We start from the raw sequence: 19,609 nt of genomic DNA, 5'->3' as shown, positions 1-19,609 counted from the left end.
CCCCATAATCTGCAGATTTCTCCTGATAACTGTTATATTTTTTCAGCATTGTTTTGTATCTAACAATTTAACAGGGTGCTCTGCATCATAACAAAGTCATCATTTACAGAGCATCTGTTATGAATCTTTGCAACGTATTCACTACTTTCGTACAGGGAGGGTGATTATGGATTTTGGTTTGAGCGCTTTCGCTTTGGCAAGAATGCAGTTTGCCTTTACCGTTTCTTTTCATATTATTTTTCCTGCCACTTCGATTGGTTTAGCCTGTTTCCTTGCCGTTTTAGAATGGAAATGGCTGCGTAGCCGCAACCCGCTCTATCAGGACTTGTTTAAATACTGGCTGAAAATTTTTGCTGTGGCATTTGCCATGGGTGTCGTGTCTGGCATTGTCATGGCGTATCAGTTTGGTACCAACTGGAGTGAATTTTCCCGAATTGCGGGAAGTGTGACAGGCCCTTTACTCACGTATGAAGTGCTGAGTGCATTTTTCCTCGAAGCAGGCTTTCTGGGCATCATGATGTTTGGCTGGGGGCGAGTCAGTGAAAAAGCCCATTTCTTTGCTACCTTAATGGTCGCCATCGGCACATGTATTTCTATGTTCTGGATTTTATCTTCTAACAGTTGGATGCAAACCCCTCAAGGCATTGCCCTTGAACATGGCATTTTAGTGCCGAAAGACTGGTGGGCGATTGTCTTTAATCCAAGTTTTCCATATCGCTTTGCACATATGGGCATTGCGGCATTTCTGGTGTCAGGCTTACTGGTCACTGGGTCATCGGCATGGCACTTACTCAAAGGTCGCCGCGATGCCTTGGTCAAAACCTCATTTTCAATGGGGCTGTGGATGGTTTTGCTGACCTCTAGTCTGCAACTGGTGGTGGGCGATCAGCATGGTTTAAATACCCTGCACCATCAACCTGCCAAACTAGCAGCAATCGAAGGGCATTGGGAAACCAATCATCAAGAGCCGATGCCACTGTTGTTATTTGCTATTCCTGACATGCAGCAAGAAAAGAACCATTTTGAACTGGGTGTGCCATATTTGGGTAGCCTGATCTTAACCCATGAAATGAACGGCGTTGTGACGGGTCTGAAAGATTTCCCGCGTGATGAACGTCCCAATGCCTTACTGGTGTTCTGGAGCTTTCGTATCATGGTGTCAATGGGCATGCTGATGGTGTTGATGTCGGTACTGGCATTGTGGCTGCGTTATCGCCAGCGTTTATATGACAGTCGTGGCTTTCTGCGCTTCGCCATGTTAATGGGTGCGAGTGGCTATATTGCCTTACTGGCAGGTTGGGTCACCACAGAAGTTGGGCGTCAGCCGTGGGTGGTGTATGGCTTACTAAAAACCATTGATGGTTTGTCGCATCAGGTGTCTGCACCACAGGTGGGACTGAGCCTGACGATTTTTGTGGTGGTGTATAGCATTGTGTTCGGCAGCGGTTTTTATTACCTGTTTAAACTGATTCGTAAAGGGCCACAGCATCAAACCTTGGAACATCAGGAAGCGACTGGTGTTGGGCATTTTAAAACGCCAATGCGTCCAATGAGTATGCTCGATGCTGAAGATCTCGATGAGGAGAAAAAATCATGATGGATTTGTCATTAATCTGGGTCGGGATTATTGGTCTTGGAGTTTGGATTTATGTGATTCTGGACGGGTTTGATCTCGGTATCGGGATTTTATTTCCTGTCGTGACTGACAAGCAGCAACGTGACGTGATGATGAATACGGTTGCCCCTGTGTGGGATGGTAATGAAACATGGATGGTGTTGGGTGGTGCGGGGTTATATGCTGCATTTCCATTGGTGTATTCGATGGTACTGTCAGCACTGTATTTACCGATTATGTTTATGCTGGTTGCACTGATTTTTCGGGGTGTGGCATTTGAGTTTCGTTTTAAGGCACATCGTAGTCGCTATTTGTGGGATTTGGGGTTTACTTGGGGATCAGTGCTTGCCAGTTTTTTCCAAGGCATGATTTTAGGTGCTTATATTCAGGGCATCCATCCACAACAAGAGGCTTGGGACTGGTTGACGCCATTTTCTGTCTTTACAGGTTTTGGGGTGGTCTTAGTTTATGCTGCTTTGGGCTGCGCATGGCTGATCATGAAAACTGAAACTGATCTTCAGCAACGTATGTATCAATTGATGCCAAAACTCCTGCTAGGATTGCTGATAATTTTCCTTGGCGTCAGTATTTATACACCGTTGCAACATGCTGAAATTGCAACACGCTGGTTTAGTGCACCAAATATCTATTATTTGAGTATCGTGCCTGTGTTGGTAATTTTTGTGAGTTATCAACTGTATCGTGCCTGTCAACGTCACCTAGAACATCAACCGTTTATGTATATGCTGGCATTGGTGACGCTTGCTTATATCGGTTTTCTGATTAGCCTGTGGCCCAATATCATTCCGCCATCTGTCACGATTTGGCAGGCAGCCGCGCCGTATAGCAGTCAACTGTTTGCGTTGATTGGCGCATGTATTTTATTGCCAATTATCTTGGTGTACACAGCTTTGGCATACTGGGTATTTAAAGACAAAGTACGCATTGGTGATGAGGGTTATCATGACTAAACGACTGCAACTCAAACAATGGCAATGGTTTATTGTATTATGGTTATTCGGCTTTTTGAGTTTGGCTGTCGTTGCGGGAATTTTTCGTAGTTTACTGCTACTCGCCAAAGCCAGTTTGCATTAAAACAAGAGAGAAGCTTCTTTTATCGGGTTTGCCTTAAACACATAAAGCACGATGAAAGAAGCTATCATTTTCCAACTTTGGGTTTGCCTTTATAAATTATGTATAAATCAGAACAACTGGCGCGTAGCATACGGGCACTTATTGAAAATGGTTCATGGCAAGCCCACAGTAAACTTCCATCCTTGCGTGAACAGGTACAGCGTTCAGGTTTTAGTTTAATGACTGTGCTGAACGCCTATCAGGAGCTTGAAGCGCAGGGCTTGGTCTATTCCAAACAGAAATCGGGTTATTTTGTCGCAGGGAATTTGGCTACACAGGAACTGGCGCATCATCCTGAAACCAGTCTCAACGCTCATATTGAAATTAACTCTCAGGTTTTTAATTTCTTAAAAGCCATGCAGGATGAAGATGTTGTGCCGCTCGGTTCGGCATTTCCTTGTTCAGATTTGCTCTATAACAGCAAGCTCATGCAGATTATTGCGCAACACGCCAAGCGTAAACGCAGCTACCTAAATTCGGATAGTATGCCGCCAGGGAATCTGGAACTGCGAAAAATTATTGCGAGCCGTTACAGCCTGCAAGGCATTCCAACCGATGCCAATGATATTGTAATTACTTCAGGGGCATTGGAAGCACTTAATCTTTCTCTACAAGCACTGACCCAAGCAGGCGATTATATCCTGCTGCAACAAAATATCTTCTACGGCGCATGGCAAGCCGCAGAACGCCTTGGTTTGAAGGTGATTACCATTCCTGAGCATCCACAACATGGCTTTGATCTGGCATCTTTTGAAGCTGCGTTGAATCAATATCCGATTAAAGTCTGCTGGCTGATGCTCAATACACACAACCCGATTGGCTTTACCGTCAGTAATGAAATCAAGTTTGAGATTGCCAAATTACTGCATGAACATCAGGTCTATCTGATCGAAGATGATGTCTATCAGGAACTGTACTACGGCGCACAAAAACCCTTACCAATGAAATACTTTGACCAGCATAACTATGTGCTGCATTGTTCTTCATTTTCCAAAACCATCGGAATGGGGACACGCATTGGCTGGGTACATGTCGGTAAATTTTCCAATGCTATTCAGCACTTACAACTGATGAGCACCCTATCTGCCAGTACCTTGGTACAGCATGCCTTGGTCGATTTTTTATCGAGTCATCATTATGAAAAACATTTGCGGCAATTACGTTTAAAGCTCGAACAAAACAAACAGGTGTTTTATCAGTTTTTAAAAGATCATTTATCTCAAGATTGTGAAATTTATTATTATTCCAGTGGCTATTTCTTATGGATTAAATTGCCTGAGCATGTAAATAGTACAGTTTTATATCAACAGCTATTACAACAACGTATTGCCATCGCACCCAGTAGCTTGTTTCGCCTAGATGTTTCTTCACAGAATTTCATTCGGATTAATTGCTCATTTGATATGGATGAGCGCATTCAATATGCTTTAGAACAGCTTGTACAAAGTATTTATTCAGCAAAAATGTAGAAGGGTAAAGCCCTTGTAAAAACAAAAGTGAATGCTAATTTTTAAAAAATAAGTTAAAAATGATGATCTTGTATTGACTAAAAAGATGTATTTCCTATACACTTTAAGTATAGGAAATATATTACGCTGTAGTTTCTATTTTTGACCACATAGTTTAACGACTATGTGGTTTTTTGCATTTTAATGCCCGAATTTATTCCGAATTGCTCACTTTAAATAAATCATATGCCCATTCATTAAGTTCTTGGTTTCAGGAAAAAATATTGGGAAGTAATTTCTTGATTTAGAGTTTGTTCTTTTGCCCTAAATGCTAGAATCTTGATGGTTTTCTCTCTCTAACGATGCAAGAAATTTTAAGTGACTTTAAATCATGATAAGCAAAAGAAATGCAACCCTAATTGGCTTAATAGCGGTATTACTTTGGAGCTCGATTGTTGGGCTAATTCGTAGCGTCAGTGATTATTTGGGAGCCACTGGCGGCGCAGCCATGATTTATAGTGTTGCTTCTGTTTTTTTACTGTTTAGTGTAGGTTTTCCCAAAATTCAACAATTTCCCAAGCGTTATTTGATTTGGGGAAGTTTGCTATTCGTATCTTATGAGTTGTGTCTGGCTTTATCCATTGGCTACTCCAATACACATCAACAAGCCATTGAAGTCGGTATGGTCAATTATTTATGGCCAGCGCTGACGATGGTTGCCGCGATTCTATTTAATCAGCAAAAATCGAGTTTACTGATTATTCCTGGTTTTATTTTAGCGATTGTAGGAATTTGCTGGGTTTTAGGTGGAGATCAAGGCTTTAATATCGCCAACATGCTACACAATATCCAAGACAATCCTCTCAGTTATGGTTTAGCATTTGTTGGTGCATTAATTTGGGCAGGATACTGCACAGTGACTGCTCGTATTGCCAATGGTAAAAATGGTGTGACTTTATTTTTTATGCTGACAGCAAGCATTTTATGGATAAAGTATTTTATTTTTGCGACTGAGCCGATGCATTTTAGTCTGCAAGCCATCATTTATTTGGTTTTGGCAGCAGCAGCAATGGGCTTTGGTTATGCTGCTTGGAATGTCGGGATATTACATGGAAACGTGACGATTCTCGCTGGGGCTTCGTATTTTATTCCCGTTTTTTCGGCAGCATTAGCAGCAATTGTATTACATACGCCATTATCACTGGCATTTTGGCAGGGTGCGGCAATGGTCTGTATCGGTTCGATACTCTGTTGGTTTGCCACGCGGCAGAAATCCTGAAAAATCCATATTGGATTGGCAGATTCCAGCAATAATTTCTAGAATCTGCTAACCATGATCAAATACAAATTTTCTGACTAAACAGGCACATCACAATACATATTCGCTAATTGAGTTATATTAAAATCGTTGAATGTCACTGTGTGCAGGATAATTGTGATGAACGATAATTATTGGGAACAGGTTTATAAAACCAAAGAAGTAAATCAAGTCAGCTGGTATCAAGAAAAAAAATTTCACTTGATCGACTTATTGAAGACAATACATTTACCAGCCAATGCACATATTATTGATGTGGGTTCGGGGGCATCTTGTCTCATAGATCATTTACTTGAGTTGGGATATAAAAATCTGTCTGTTCTTGACCTATCCGAAACAGCATTAAAAACAACGCAAAGCAGGTTAAATGAAAAAAACCTTGATGCAACTCATGTTGAATGGATTACAGCAGATGTCTGTCAGGTCAAGTTGCCAAAACACTTTTTTGATTTGTGGCATGATCGGGCAGTCTTTCATTTTATGGTAAGCCAAGAACAGCAGGAAAAATATTTAAATACAATGCGTAATGCGCTCAAAAAGGAAAGCTTTGTTGCCATCTCAACTTTTTCTGAAAATGGTCCAACTCAATGTAGTGGTTTACCTGTTGAACGTTATGATATTGAAAAAATGAAAAAACGGTTAGGTGCTGATTTTAAACTATATGAATACAACATTGAGCTACATGAAACGCCATGGGGATCAAAGCAAGAGTTTTTAAATACCTTATGGGTATTTGATCCTCAACCCAGCCAAGAAGCGCATAACTAGAACAGAAAAAGACTTTTTAAGAAGTCTTTTTCTTTAGTTTAAATGATTCATCAGGTTTGGTTGGCTTAGAAATTTCTTTATGGATCAATGCGTAAATACTGGCTAAGCAATCTGCTCTTTTAAAAATTCAAGTAATGCATCAACATCATCGGACTGGAATTTTTCTCTCATTTTTAAAAAGACTTTTTCATCCAGATCATAAATTTTGGCAGAGCGCAGTTTTTCTATCGCATCAGCAGGGAAACGATATTTAATCACCTGCGCTGGAACACCTGCAACTACGGCATAAGCAGGAACATCTTTAGTCACGACAGCACCCGTCGCCACCACAGCACCTTCACCGAGTGTCACACCTTGCATAATCATGGCGCGACTCCCAATCCAACATCCATCACCAATCACCGTATCGCCCGAAGCAACAAAACTACGCGTATCGAACGGGAAAGCGGCAATCCAGTCCGTTCGATGCAACTGATTCCCACCCATCATAATCACGCACTCTGCACCAAAGCTGACAAAATTACCAATATAGAGCTGATCAATCGGGCGCTCTACAGTCGAAGGTTTGTCATGTAAATATCGAACAACACAACGCTCAAATCCGCTATCCCAATATGCACTGTAATAACTGTAATTCCCTCGAATATGGATGTTAGGGTTTTTTACAGTTTTTGAAATAAATTCAAATTCACACCAGTGCTTTACAGGGGAGTTAATTGTGGAGTCTTGCATTGCGTCAGATTAAATCAATCAAAATAGAGGGCTGATTTTACCTTGTCTTGAAGATGAGTGCGAACCTTGGACTTGATTCATTGATTAAAACAATCTTTTGGATTTTTTAAATTAATGAACCTGTAAATAGCATCTTATTTTTAAAAAAGATTATTTTTCACACTAATTTTAAAATGTTTTAATGTGACAATATTTGTTCATTAATGGTATTTTACGCCACCCATGAATTTAAATTATATTGAGAAACCTTAGCAATTGCTTAGATTTAAAAATTAAAAATGCGACATGCATCACAAATAAATAAAGATCAACTCATTTTAATAATGTTTTTTTATGTAAATAAGGTTAAATAATTTAAAAATAAACTATGATTTAATAATTAAATTGTAATAAAATGCCAGCTTTTTAAAGATCAAAAAATTGCATTTCTTCCACAAATAAATAAAGACAAATAAGAGCTTTGTATGAAAGGTTTTACTTTAATTGAACTTATGATTGTTATTGTGATTTTGGCGATTCTTGCCAGTATTGCAGTTCCCGCATATGGAAACTATGTAAAAAGGGCACATATTAAATCTGCACAAGCAGATCTGATTTCACTCAGTTTAGTGCTCGAAAATACCTATCAAAGAACATTAAGTTATCCCGTTGCCACTGCCACAACAACCTCAGCTGTAAAAACAGCCTTTACTTCATGGAACCCGAGTGAAGATGTTTTTTCCTACACAGCAACATCAACAGCAAGCAGCTACACGCTCACCGCGACCAAAGGGAATTGCACAATGACCATGACGAATACATCGTCATCACCAAGTTCATGCGATACCTATTAATCTGGAGTGTTTATGCGTCAAATGTCTGGTTTTACGCTGATTGAGATTATGGTGACGATTGCGATTTTGGCAATTTTAGCCGTAGCGGGTGCTGCCTTTACACGAGACTGGGTTAGGCAAGCGGAGTTAACAAAAACCGTTTCATCTCTCGATAATGCAATTAATTTAGCTAAATCAGCCGCGATTAAAAATGAAAGTGGATTTACAGATAATTCTGCTGTGACTCAAGTCTGTCTCAATAATCAAGTCTTGTCGGTACACAAATCCAGCTCAAGCACTGCGGCAAACTGTAACTCTGCATCTAATTATAATTTTGATCTTCCGTCGAGCGTTCAAATTAAAGATACATCTGGCGCTAATGTTCAATGTATTGCTTTTGGTCATTTAGGGGGACAACTTTCTGCTTCACCATGTACAAGCGATCAAGTCATAACAATAACCAATGGCGATCTCAATGAAACCTATACATTCAACTAATTTGCATCAACGTGGGGCAACCTTGCTTGAAGCATTGGTTGCATTGCTTTTAACCAGCATTATTGCTTTGGGCGGGGCGCTGAGTATCGGTAAGATTTTAAAAACACAGCGGCAAAGTAACATCCAACAGACAGCGGTAGACCAGCTTCGGGTTTTATTACAATCTGGAAGTGATTTGTGTGGCACAACACCACAAATCACGGTCAATGATAAAACTTTGAATGTCACAGTGACGTGTACCCAGCAAAATATTACCGTGGAACAAAATAGCATCAGTCTACAAAAACCTGTGTTGAGTGTAACGGATGATTCTTTGGGTGGAGAAGTTCGCGTTGGAGATTCATCATGAAGCATCATCAAACAGGTTCAACCATGATTAGCCTGATGATTGGCCTATTAATTTCTCTCTTATGTTTAATTGCACTGGTCACAATTTTTCGTGCGGTGATGGTCAACAGTGTTGAATCTCGTCAAAGTTCAAAGCAACAGACCCAAATCTATAATGGTTTTACCGTTGCACAAATCTTGGCACAAAGTGCAGGTTTTGGTTTTTCTTCTGGTACCAATGTTCTCATTGCGCCTAATCCACTTCAGTTAGATGGTGGCATTACCGTAGACAACAGACAATCTGCTTTATGGCGTTATTACTCAACGCCAGGTAATACAAGCACTTTAACCTGTCAGGGTATTGCAAGCGTTATTAATAACGATAAAAACAAACTGATTTTACTCAAAACGGCTGCTGATGGCTGTGCGGAAACCGCTTCTCTCAATAGCTTGAAATGGTCTGTAGATCGTGTTTTAGCGGTACTACCATCTACTTCAACCATTGCTTTTGTGCTAACAACAGAGTCATGTACGCCATATGGTGTTGGGAAAGTGGCAAATCATCCAAAACTGACCATTTCAGCAAACTCTATAAATTTTCCGATTTGCTTATCAAGCATTACATCTTAACAGGGTCATTTTTATGATAAGAAAAGCCCAGCCAAATTTTGCGACATCACAAAAAGGGGTTGCAACCGTACTGACCGTGATGCTCGTTGGGGTCGCATTAGCCGTCGCGATTTTAAGTACAGCTTATTATATTCGAAGTAAGCAACAAGCAGCTGTATCTAGCCATGCTGTGACAAATGCACAAGAAGGTGCGTGGAGCGGAGTTGAAATTTTACGTAAATACTTTGAAAGCCTGAGTTCTACTCAATTGAGCAGTTTAAGTACTGGTACAGTGAGTATTGGTGTCACAGGAATCACAGCTTCTATCAACTCAATTACGCCACCTACCACAACTACAGATCCATACAAAATTATTGCAACCATTAAGAATACAAGTAGCACTGCTCAGGCAGCATCGACGATTCAGGTTTTGTACAATGTCATGCCGACATCGACATCATCAAGCAGTACAGGGACTGGAACAAGTACAGGTACGACTTCAGTCATGGATATTTACAGTGATCTGGATTTGTCTGGCGGGATTACATTTAGTCAAAATGGCACAGGCAGTGTTTCAATAAATGTCTATGGTGACTTCTCGACAGGCGGTGTAGGGTTAAAAGGAATCGATACCTTAAATACAACAGGTAATGTGACTTTAACCAGTTCTGCTCAAATTAATAATATTTACACCAATGGCAATGTCACTCTGACAGGAAGCGCATCCTCTCAATTAATTTCTGCTAAAGGATGGATTAATATCACAGGTGGCGGTACTCAAGGGGATTTATACGCAGATCAATATATCAGTCTAGGTGGCGGGGTCAATGTGAATACTGCTCACACCCTAAGTTATATTGACTGGAAAAGTGGTGGGACGGCTCAAGCATTTACAGCAGGAAGTTATGTCAATATCAGTAATGGTCAGGTCAATACAACACAAGCTAAAGGTAATGTCACGATGTCTGGTTGGCCAACCGTTACCAATGTGACGAGTGAAGGATTACTGACATGTACTTCTGTTAACTGGTCTAGTTATAGTCTATTAAATGCAGTGACTTTTAAATCTTGTCCAACTACAAACACCAAAACCTTAGCAGCAGGAACAAATTCAATTGTTGCTACAGGCGCTTTAGTGACGGTCACTGCACCAAGTAAACCAATTGTGAATGCATTAAGTTATGAATCACAAGCGAACTATATTTTAAGTGTCGATAGCAGTAAAAATATTATTGTTACAGTTCAAAATGTAAATGGTATTCCTAATGGAAACTATCGGATTGCAAAATACGTCGAAAACTATAATACCTATGTTGGTCAGCTCTGTAGTAGTGTTGATAATAAAAATATCTGTTCCAGTACGCCAGTGGGCTATATCTACCCTAAATATTCACGTGCTGATGTGATTGCCTACAGTGGCGGAACATGGTCATTAAATACCAATGGTAATTCAGGTTATCCAGCTTTAGCACCAGGAGTCTTTTTATTTAAGGGTGATCTTAAACCGCTACAAGGTCAATATGTAGATACCTTCTTGGCGACAGGAAGTATTGATTATGGTGGTTCAATTAACCTGCAAGCTCCTAACTATGCTGGTGCTAGCGTAGTCTGTAATAGTACTGACTTTGGACGACCAACGAATCTTTGTAGTTCAAGTACGTCATTAATTCCTGCAAGTATTGGTAACATTGCTCTCTTGGCGGGTTCATGTACCAATGCAACGACAGTCGCGTTATGTCAGTCCACTTACACAGGTGGGAATATCTCTCTTGGTGCTCAGGCAACCGTATATGGTAATGTAATTGCGGGAAATCTTTTAAGCACTTCTGGTAGTAGTACAATTGTAGGTTCTTTATCTGCCGCAGGTCTTGGTGATACAAGCAAAGGTTCTAAATTTACAGGGTCAACCACAATTGATTTATCAACCTTAAAAGATCACCCTGACTTTTCGACAGGAACAGGTGGTACCAATACCAGTTCGGGTACAACAACGACTACAACTATTACTGCAACAGTCCTTTGGGCAAGGTATTTATAAATAGCTTTATCTTTAAAAGATGATCTGATTTTTAAACCCAATCCCATTTTAAAAGCTCCTTTATCAATTTAAAGGGGCTTTTATATGCTTTATTGAATAGAAATCTTGCATTCAAAGGCCTTAACAATTTGATCGACAACCACACGGATTTTTTGGGTTTTATAGACATCTTTATGCATGGTTAACCAAACTTGATAATTTTGAGTGCGCTTTTTATCTGGAAAAACCCTGATGAATTGTGCTTTTTGCGCAAAATATTCTGCCACTTCACCCATTGCTGAACCCGATTGAATGATCGAAGTTAACATCAAACTAGAATTTACTTCTGCAACGATCAATTCAGGTGATAGTAATTCTCCAACAGCCATTTGCGAATCAGTCTTTAAAACATCTTTCTGATAAATGACAAACTTATGCTGATCGAAATTCTTGGTGGGTATTCCATAATTGAGAACATATTTTTCAGAGGCATACAATCCGACTTCCCAATCTGCCAACTTACGGACAATCAAATCTGGTTGAGTCGGGCGAATCGTTCGGATAGAGATATCCGCTTCTGCTTTATCGAGATCAAGAATATCGATACTTGTGATTAAGTGAATATTGAGTAATGGATACAACTGCTTCAGTCGATCAATGACAGGAATAATAAATTCGACTGCCAAACTATCCGTTGTACTGATTTTAACAATCCCTGAGATTTCCTGATGATCATCTTTGACCTGACGCGCTAAAGAAAGCATCTGTTTTTCGATTTCAATGACATAAGGAATGAGTTTTAATGCTTCAGGCGTTGCAATTGCGCCATTTTTAGAACGAATAAATAATTTTGTATTGAGCTGTTGTTCGAGTTCATTTAAACGTCTGCCAATCGTGGCTTGATCAACCGCCAATTCTTTTGCCGCAGCGCGTAGGGTTTTATAACGATAAATATTTAAAAAAATTTGAAGATCATTCCAATTCATTTTAATCATTTCCTAAAAAGCCATACACTCAGCTTTTTTTGGTAAAACGTGGCTTTATATAAAGGTCAATCATTTCAGATTTTATACTGAGCAAGCCATCTATTGCGAAAAACGTTGATGCAAATATGCAGCACTATGCTGAAGTAATGTGTATTTCTCATATTGGCGAGCATTTATAGAATGCAGTGCTACGAATCTGAATGAGAAAGCACCATGGTCAAACACAATCATATCGCACTAATTTCATTGATTATTATTTTAAGTATGTTTGGCTTAATTTCTTCTGATATTTATATTCCCGCATTACCAGTTATTTCCCACTATTTTCATATTCAAGAATGGAACATTACTTTTTCTGTTTCGATTTATCTGATTGCGCTTGCTTGTTCCCAGTTATTGTATGGATCGGTAATTGAAAGATTTGGACATAAGAACATCCTGATTTTAGGTATCTTTATTTACATCTGTTCATCTCTGGCTTGTTCACTGGTCGAGAGTTTTAATGCCTTTCTGATTTGTCGGTTGTTGCAGGGTGTAGGGGCTGCATCGGGCTTGGTCATTGGGCGTTATTTAATTTCCCGTCATTTTGCCAAACATGAAATCGCACAGATCTATGCGATTGTTTATCCATTTGTCTCACTTTCTCCAGCACTTGCGCCATTAATCGGAGGATATTTATCGACGTATCTGGGCTGGAGAAGTAATTTTATTTTTATCGGGTTATTTGGATTTGCGGCGTTAGCGCTCACCATCTATGTTTTACCGAGTGAGCAGTCTCATCAACAAGTTGCAAAATCATCGAAGAATCGTTATCTGACCGTTTTTAAAGATGGCAATTTTTGGCGATATACGGCGGTTGTCTGTTTTATTTATCAAGCTTGGTTTGTCTATCTGACACAATCTACTTTTATTTTTAAAAAAGTATTTTTCCTGACGACACAGCAAGTTGGTTGGCTGTATATGCCACTGACTTTTGGTATTGTGATCGCCAATATTGCCACTAAAAAGCTTTTAAAAAGCAGAACATCTGATCAAATTATGATGATTGGACTCGTCTTATTCTTACTTGGAGGAATTCTATTTATCGGTAGTTTATTCATAGCATCGGTTTCTTTTGTTTATTTGATTATTGCCATGTTTTTTGTAAGCCTCGCGAATGGTTCGTCGTTATCTTTGGCTGTTGCCGCAGCAATTAATAGCCAGCCTCAGCAAACGGCTGTTGCTTCTGGGCTAATCGGTTTTTTCCAAATTGGAAGTGCGGGTTTGGTTTCCTATCTGATGAGTAAATATTTCGGAGAAAACCTGCATACTTTAAGTCTTTCTATTTTTACGCTGAGTGTTCTAGCTTGCCTTGTACTAGGACTAAAACAATGGAATCATCGGTTGAAATATGATTTATGAGTGTATATCTTCATGTCTTGATTGGAAAATTACAGCCATTTTGTCGCCTGTTATTTCTTCAAAGATAAAAAGTAATCTAAATATAAACAAAGAGTCATAATGATGGTGTTATTTAAGCAAGTTGATGTTTTTACTGTAAAACCGTTTCAGGGAAATCCTGTCGCTGTGGTGATGGATGCAAGTACTCTGACCACAGAACAAATGCAACAAATCGCACGTTGGACGAATCTGTCTGAAACGACCTTTGTGCTACCTGCCCAAAGCTCAAATGCAGATTACCATGTACGGATTTTCACACCTGTCACAGAACTACCTTTTGCAGGTCATCCTACAATTGGCACAGCCTATGCCTTGCTTGAAGAAGGGATCATCACCGTGAAAAATGGAAAAATCGTCCAAGAATGTGGAGCGGGTTTAGTCAATTTAACGGTTCAAAATGCTGAAAATGGTCAATACAAAATTGCCTTTGAATTACCGCAGCCAAAGATCACGGTTCTAGAACCTGATCAAGTTGCAAAAGTCGTAACAACTTTAGGATGCCCAATCGACTATGCATTAACTCCTGCTTTAGTGGACGTTGGCGCACGTTGGATTGTGGTACATACTGAAAATGCCGAAACCGTTTTAAATACCAAACCTGATTTTGTTGAAATGGCAGCTTTTAGTCGCGAGTTAAATGTTGCAGGTGTCTGCTTATATGGTGCATGGTCAGATCGTCATATCGAAGTACGTTCCTTTGCACCCGCTTATGATGTCAATGAAGATCCTGTCTGCGGGAGTGGTAATGGCAGTGTTGCGGCATTTATCCGTTACCATCAACAAACTGATCACACTGTATTGAAGTCTTCTCAAGGTTCATGTGTTGGGCGAGATGGTTATCTGGTATTAACAATTCAAGACGAGCAAATATGGGTAGAAGGGCAAGCAGTGACCTGTATACAGGGTCAAATTAAGATTTAAATCGAGCTTTTTGAAGAGAAATAAGCTTGTTGATTAAGCAAGCTTATTGAAATCTTGGTCAATCATTACAAATCTAAAGGTCTTTAAAATACAAATACGCCGTGGCTCTTGATATTCCCAAATGCTGAGCAACCGTTTCAATCGCTTTTTTGATTTCCAGCAAGCCATTTTGTTTTAATTCAGCCATCAAGGCTTTTCTTTCCTGAAGTTTGAGCATGTGTGTGGTTTTACCCAATTGCGCAGCATACTGATCAATATATTGGCGAATGGCTTCGCTACCTCTTGGTTCTAAGTGCTCAACAATATGATTGCTTTCTATATGGGTAAAACGATCTAAAGCACTTTGCATTCCTCGAAACAGGGTTAAATCGATATTCATGCATAAAGCAGCGACATATTGCCCTTGTGGGTCTTTAATGCCGATAGAAGTGCTTTTTGCAGGTCGTCCATCCGAAAACTGGTTTGCATAATTGGTGATTAAATTGGGAAATTCTGATGATGTGATTCTCGCAAGTCCTAACTCGGTCGCAGGATCGCCAACTTTTCGTCCAGATAAATTGTTATGTATAGCAAGAATTGAATGTTCAGGATGGGTCAGGTCATGTACCACAACTTCACAGAATGGTGACAATGTCTCACTTAACCCTTGGGCAATTGTATCGAGTTGTTTTAATAAATGCTTTTCATCAAATTCTGACATTTCAGTTCCAAATTTCATCTCTAGGTTGATTTTATCTTTTTTTAGACAGTTTCGCTGTATTTTTAGATTTTTCGTCTTAAATATGAAAAATTTGAATTTTAGATCAAAATAATTAGACAAATAATCTTATTATGTATATTTTATCTAATATATTGAAGCACAATTTTAGATGGGTTTGAAAAGATGCAAGAACAAAATTTACCTACATATGATGATGTGGTTTTGGCAGCGCAACGTATCGATCAATATATCAATAAAACACCTGTTTTAACCTCCAGAACAGTCAATCAGGACTTTGGCGCTGAAGTATTTTTTAAATGTGAAAATTTCCAGCGTATGGGCGCATTTAAATTTCGCGGAGCAATGAATGCTTTAGCTCAGTTGGATGATCAGCAAAAAGCAAAAGGTGTCGTAGCATATTCTTCAGGAAATCATGCGCAAGGTGTGGCACTGTCTGCCAAAATTTTGGGGATACCAGCCACGATTGTGATGCCACAAGATGCACCTGCCGCAAAAATAGCCGCAACAAAAGGCTATGGCGGAAATGTTGTTGAATATAATCGCTACACCGAAAACCGTGAAGAAATCGGGCAAGCCTTAGCCAAAGAAAAAGGGCTGGCTCTGATTCCTCCGTATGATCATCCTCATGTGATTGCAGGGCAAGGAACGGCTGCTAAAGAGTTATTTGAAGAAGTTGGAGAGCTAGACGTTCTATTTGTTTGTCTTGGTGGCGGTGGTTTATTGGCAGGCTCTGCATTAGCCGCAAGACAGCTCTCTCCAAATTGCAAAATTTATGGTGTTGAACCAGAAGCAGGAAATGATGGTCAGCAGTCTTTTCGAAAAGGTGAAATTGTCCATATCGACACGCCACAGACAATTGCGGATGGCGCACAAACTCAGCATTTAGGGAAATACACTTTTTCGATTATCAAAGACAAGGTCGATGATATTTTAACTGTGCCAGATGCTGAACTGGTTAAATCCATGCACTTTTTTGCAGAACGTATGAAAATGATTGTTGAGCCAACAGGTTGTTTAGGATTTACTGCGGCAAGAATGTTGAAAGATGAGTTAAAAGGTAAGCGGATTGGCGTGATTATCAGTGGTGGTAATATTGATATGATTCGCTATAGCCAATTGTTGACGGGAACTCAGCTTTAATACACTTCACTCCGTATATTCAGGGTTTGGTCAATGTTAATCTTTTAAGATAGATACAGATTGAATATATCAATATGCATGATTGGATTAAGAATGCTGCACATAGCAGCAAAATTGAAAGAATAGAAGCATTCTTCTCCAATCATGCTTATAAACCACATTCGCATGACACGTTTGCCATTGGCAGAACACTCTCGGGCGTACAAAGTTTTCATTATCGTGGTGTATTTCGTCATAGTCAGCCTGGTATGACCATGGTGTTGCATCCAGATGAAAAGCATGATGGTGAATCGGGCAGCCAAGATGGTTTTCGTTATCGCATGATCTACATAGAGCCTGCGGTGATCCAGAAAATGATTAAAGGTAAACCTTTACCGTTCATTCCCAATGGGATTAGCCATGATCCAAGGCTGTTTCGTGCCACAGATACCTTATTGCAACATCTTGAATATCAATTTGAGAGTCTGGAAGAGGAAGATGCTTTATATGATTTAGCGACGGTGTTATGTGAAGTATCAGGGCAAAATTTAAAAAAGCACCATTCATATGACTATGTTGCAGCAGAAAGGGCTCGGGAATTTATCCATGCTTCGCTTGATCAAAATATCAGTCTGGATGATCTGGAGAAAAATACAGATCGTGATCGCTGGGGATTATCCCGAGACTTTCGATTATTATTTGGAACAAGCCCACATCGCTATATGACTATGCGTCGGCTAGATATTGTCAAGACATGCCTTATTTCTGGCATGTCTCTGATAGATGCAGCAATGACCGCAGGTTTTTTCGATCAAAGTCATATGAGTCGGCATTTTGTCAAAACTTTCGGGATTACACCGAACCGCTGGAAAGCGATTAACCAGTTTAGATCTTGTAAAAAATAAACTTTCAAATACTCTTCAGTCTGAAGAAAGACCGTTAAACAATCACCTGAATACCGTGTAAAAAGCTTTTTAGCATAAATAATCCAGAAATGATTAATGCAATGCCCATGATTTTATTGAGCATATTTAACCAAGACCGATTTTGAATTTTATTGCCAATCATTGTACCTGTAACAGCATAGGTAAAAGGTGCCCCAGCAGCACCCATTGAAATCAGTAGTGAAACGATTGCAATCATATTGCCTGTGATATGTGCAGTAGGGTACATCACGGTTGTGACTGGTAAAATCACCAGTATGCCTTTGGGATTTAATGCCTGAATGAAGAAACCATTCCAGAAAGTCAGAGATGAAAGGCTTGGTTGATCGGTATTGTTATCTAAATGCGCCGTCAGCATTTTAAAAGCGACATAAAAGGTATAAATTGCCCCAACTAAAGCAATGTAATGCAAATCGTCATGAGGAATTAGCGCTTCGCCGACATAGCCAAATAGCAGAAATAAAAGTAGCATGGCGGCGCCAACGCCAATAAAAAAAGGAATGGTTTTCTTGAGTTGACCTGTCAGACCCGAATTTAATCCCATGAAATTGACAGGACCGGGGCTGTACATCACACTCAAGGTATAAATAAAAATTTCCATGACTTACTCTGTTCAATCAAATAACTTCTGAAAGAACAAAGCTTAAAGACACTTAAATCAACTGTATTGTACGTTTGTGCAGAAACATCTAAACCTATAACTATTGGTCATCATGATCTGGCAATGTGGTAACGCTTAATTGTGATTGTCTTTATCAATGATGATCGTTTTCTTGCCTTGAACAATCATACATAGACTGGCATCAAGCAAATGACTCGTCAGTTGTGTTGGGGCTTCCCAACGATGCAACGTCAGCCCAGCAATATCCTGCAAGTGAGAAAAGTTGATAAGAATGGCCTACAACAGGAATTTGACAGCAGCTCATTGGATACTGGACATGTGGCTGACTTTTGGCAGTTTGGGCTAGCAGCCAAGTTGCTTTCAGCTACAGTGCTTTTCAGGCGAAATCAGATCCTAGTACTATAGATGATAGTATGTTGCCGTTTAGTCTATAAAAATCTATATATTAAAACCGTTTAGTTTTTTTATGATAGCTATTTAGTAGATAGAAAAATCTATGTATATTTATATTTTTTAAATTTAAGAAAAATATGCTCACTAAATTAAAAGAAGATTATGATCTGTCTTTGTTAGAGTTTTTTAATGTTCTACTAGTTTTATCACTAGTCTATGGATGCCTCTACAAAATAGGGTTTTATAATAATCTAGGTATTAATTGGGTACTAGGCTCTTTGCCATTAAACTATATCGTTCTAACATCTATAAAATATATTTCCTGTTTATTTATTGGTATTTGCTTAGGAGTGATCGATCGTTGAGAATAAATTGCAATCAACTTCTTGGTACATAAGATTTATTGTTGTATTTCCTATTATATTAATGTTTTTAATAGTAATAGTCAGTTTTTTATGAAGGAAATTTCACATATTCTGGGAGGAATGAGTGTAATAATTTTTTTCATTTTAAATGTTTTACAAGTTTTTCAATTTTCTTTTCTCTATAGTTTACTACGAAAAAAATCAGATCCTAGTTGGTGGTTATTTATTTTAGCTGCTGTAATTCCTATATATATTGGAACAGTAGAAGCTAAATCTATAAAAAAATCACCCGAATATTTCGTCAATAAAGTCCAATTAAATAATGGCTAGAAAAATTGGTATTTAATTGAGATGTTAAATGATAAAGCAATATTAAAGCGAGATGGAAAAGACAAAGTTTATAGAATTGTAGATTCGAAAGATATTAAATACTTGGAAGATACAAATCATAATTAACGATCTGGCTTGTCTATTCCACTACATATTGCAAAATTATAATATATTTTTGATTAAATAAATGTGGCAAGATATTGCACAATCCGTATTGTAATACATGGATAAAATTTCAATGTCACATTCTTGCTCCAGAAACCAAAACTCTTTCACAAAATTATAAACATGTGTGTAATTTAACCAATTGGTCATTATATATTTAATACAAAACAGCAAGTTAATATCCTAAAGAAGGGTTGGTTTCATTCTTTCGCTCTTGTAACATACCGCGCAAAATAAAACCCAAGCAGAAAAAAACGTGTTTAATAATATTTACAGCAGCCTTGAGCAGCTCGGTTTGACTGCCCAGAAACGTGCCTTGCACATC

At 39.0% G+C, this 19,609-nt stretch carries 21 protein-coding genes; 16 read left to right on the top strand and 5 right to left on the bottom strand.

The window, feature by feature from the left end; all coding sequences use genetic code 11:
- Positions 1–166: 166 nt before the first annotated feature.
- From C1A47_RS16325 to C1A47_RS16305, 6 genes are all read left to right on the top strand, one after another.
- Positions 167–1,597, top strand: coding sequence for a cytochrome ubiquinol oxidase subunit I (locus C1A47_RS16325; protein ID WP_111896084.1), 1,431 nt, complete (start codon positions 167–169; stop codon positions 1,595–1,597).
- The gene (gene cydB / locus C1A47_RS16320; protein ID WP_111896083.1) at positions 1,594–2,586 is read left to right on the top strand and encodes a cytochrome d ubiquinol oxidase subunit II; all 993 of its coding nucleotides are present in this window, start codon (positions 1,594–1,596) and stop codon (positions 2,584–2,586) included. The genes C1A47_RS16325 and cydB overlap by 4 nt, the downstream gene beginning before the upstream one ends.
- Positions 2,579–2,710: a hypothetical protein gene (locus C1A47_RS17970; RefSeq protein ID WP_264756273.1), complete on the top strand. Its 132-nt coding sequence runs from the start codon at positions 2,579–2,581 to the stop codon at positions 2,708–2,710. Before cydB ends, C1A47_RS17970 begins: the two co-directional genes overlap by 8 nt.
- Positions 2,711–2,808: 98 nt before the next feature.
- The gene (locus tag C1A47_RS16315; RefSeq protein WP_111896082.1) at positions 2,809–4,218 is read left to right on the top strand and encodes a PLP-dependent aminotransferase family protein; all 1,410 of its coding nucleotides are present in this window, start codon (positions 2,809–2,811) and stop codon (positions 4,216–4,218) included.
- Positions 4,219–4,588: 370 nt separating this feature from the next.
- Entirely contained in the window at positions 4,589–5,476 is an 888-nt protein-coding gene (yddG, locus tag C1A47_RS16310; protein WP_111896081.1) for an aromatic amino acid DMT transporter YddG, read from the top strand.
- Positions 5,477–5,635: 159 nt separating this feature from the next.
- Positions 5,636–6,283 (top strand): class I SAM-dependent methyltransferase, encoded by a 648-nt coding sequence (locus C1A47_RS16305; protein ID WP_111896080.1) that lies wholly within the window; start codon positions 5,636–5,638, stop codon positions 6,281–6,283.
- 102 nt (positions 6,284–6,385) lie between these two features.
- On the opposite strand, the gene C1A47_RS16300 is transcribed toward C1A47_RS16305, so the two are convergent.
- On the bottom strand, positions 6,386–7,015 hold the full coding sequence (locus C1A47_RS16300; RefSeq protein ID WP_111896079.1) for a CatB-related O-acetyltransferase: 630 nt from the start codon (positions 7,013–7,015) through the stop codon (positions 6,386–6,388).
- Positions 7,016–7,479: 464 nt separating this feature from the next.
- Here C1A47_RS16300 and C1A47_RS16295 point away from each other — a divergent pair, with 464 nt between their 5' ends.
- Genes C1A47_RS16295 through C1A47_RS16275 form a run of 5 tightly spaced genes read left to right on the top strand, consistent with a single transcriptional unit; the run spans position 7,480 to position 11,299 of the window.
- Complete coding sequence (locus tag C1A47_RS16295; protein WP_111896078.1) at positions 7,480–7,848, top strand: type IV pilin protein; 369 nt, start codon at positions 7,480–7,482, stop codon at positions 7,846–7,848.
- Between the two features lie 12 nt (positions 7,849–7,860).
- Complete coding sequence (locus C1A47_RS16290; RefSeq protein WP_111896077.1) at positions 7,861–8,325, top strand: Tfp pilus assembly protein FimT/FimU; 465 nt, start codon at positions 7,861–7,863, stop codon at positions 8,323–8,325.
- A complete protein-coding gene (locus tag C1A47_RS16285) occupies positions 8,303–8,674 on the top strand; it encodes a prepilin-type N-terminal cleavage/methylation domain-containing protein (RefSeq protein WP_111896076.1) in 372 nt (123 codons plus the stop codon). The genes C1A47_RS16290 and C1A47_RS16285 overlap by 23 nt, the downstream gene beginning before the upstream one ends.
- Positions 8,671–9,282: a hypothetical protein gene (locus C1A47_RS16280; RefSeq protein ID WP_111896075.1), complete on the top strand. Its 612-nt coding sequence runs from the start codon at positions 8,671–8,673 to the stop codon at positions 9,280–9,282. Before C1A47_RS16285 ends, C1A47_RS16280 begins: the two co-directional genes overlap by 4 nt.
- Positions 9,283–9,295: 13 nt before the next feature.
- Entirely contained in the window at positions 9,296–11,299 is a 2,004-nt protein-coding gene (locus C1A47_RS16275) for a hypothetical protein (RefSeq protein ID WP_111896074.1), read from the top strand.
- Between the two features lie 89 nt (positions 11,300–11,388).
- Here the strand turns inward: C1A47_RS16275 and C1A47_RS16270 are convergent, their stop codons facing one another.
- Complete coding sequence (locus C1A47_RS16270) at positions 11,389–12,264, bottom strand: LysR family transcriptional regulator (protein WP_162625974.1); 876 nt, start codon at positions 12,262–12,264, stop codon at positions 11,389–11,391.
- A 213-nt stretch (positions 12,265–12,477) separates the two neighbouring features.
- On the opposite strand from C1A47_RS16270, the gene C1A47_RS16265 reads away from it, so the two are divergent.
- Together C1A47_RS16265 and C1A47_RS16260 are read left to right on the top strand one after the other, a co-directional pair.
- The gene (locus tag C1A47_RS16265; protein WP_111896072.1) at positions 12,478–13,665 is read left to right on the top strand and encodes a multidrug effflux MFS transporter; all 1,188 of its coding nucleotides are present in this window, start codon (positions 12,478–12,480) and stop codon (positions 13,663–13,665) included.
- A gap of 99 nt (positions 13,666–13,764) precedes the next feature.
- The gene (locus C1A47_RS16260) at positions 13,765–14,625 is read left to right on the top strand and encodes a PhzF family phenazine biosynthesis protein (protein WP_413772972.1); all 861 of its coding nucleotides are present in this window, start codon (positions 13,765–13,767) and stop codon (positions 14,623–14,625) included.
- Between the two features lie 73 nt (positions 14,626–14,698).
- Here C1A47_RS16260 and C1A47_RS16255 read toward each other — a convergent pair whose 3' ends face one another.
- Positions 14,699–15,325: a transcriptional regulator gene (locus C1A47_RS16255; protein ID WP_111896070.1), complete on the bottom strand. Its 627-nt coding sequence runs from the start codon at positions 15,323–15,325 to the stop codon at positions 14,699–14,701.
- Positions 15,326–15,508: 183 nt separating this feature from the next.
- On the opposite strand from C1A47_RS16255, the gene C1A47_RS16250 reads away from it, so the two are divergent.
- Positions 15,509–16,486: a threo-3-hydroxy-L-aspartate ammonia-lyase gene (locus C1A47_RS16250; protein ID WP_111896069.1), complete on the top strand. Its 978-nt coding sequence runs from the start codon at positions 15,509–15,511 to the stop codon at positions 16,484–16,486.
- A gap of 74 nt (positions 16,487–16,560) precedes the next feature.
- Positions 16,561–17,370 carry an AraC family transcriptional regulator gene (locus C1A47_RS16245; protein WP_111896068.1) on the top strand — a complete coding sequence of 270 codons (810 nt, stop codon included), beginning with the start codon at positions 16,561–16,563 and terminating at the stop codon, positions 17,368–17,370.
- A gap of 34 nt (positions 17,371–17,404) precedes the next feature.
- Here the strand turns inward: C1A47_RS16245 and C1A47_RS16240 are convergent, their stop codons facing one another.
- Positions 17,405–18,010: a LysE family translocator gene (locus tag C1A47_RS16240; RefSeq protein WP_111896067.1), complete on the bottom strand. Its 606-nt coding sequence runs from the start codon at positions 18,008–18,010 to the stop codon at positions 17,405–17,407.
- A 135-nt stretch (positions 18,011–18,145) separates the two neighbouring features.
- Positions 18,146–18,220 carry a hypothetical protein gene (locus tag C1A47_RS16235; protein WP_264756274.1) on the bottom strand — a complete coding sequence of 25 codons (75 nt, stop codon included), beginning with the start codon at positions 18,218–18,220 and terminating at the stop codon, positions 18,146–18,148.
- Here C1A47_RS16235 and C1A47_RS17895 point away from each other — a divergent pair, their 5' ends adjacent.
- Positions 18,221–18,436 carry a hypothetical protein gene (locus C1A47_RS17895; RefSeq protein WP_227539804.1) on the top strand — a complete coding sequence of 72 codons (216 nt, stop codon included), beginning with the start codon at positions 18,221–18,223 and terminating at the stop codon, positions 18,434–18,436.
- Positions 18,437–19,609 lie beyond the last annotated feature (1,173 nt).

The sequence above is a fragment of the Acinetobacter sp. MB5 genome (assembly GCF_003261585.1).
GTDB lineage: Bacteria > Pseudomonadota > Gammaproteobacteria > Pseudomonadales > Moraxellaceae > Acinetobacter.
The sequence above is the reverse complement of the archived record's forward strand: the minus strand, read 5'-3'. Positions and strand labels throughout refer to the sequence as shown.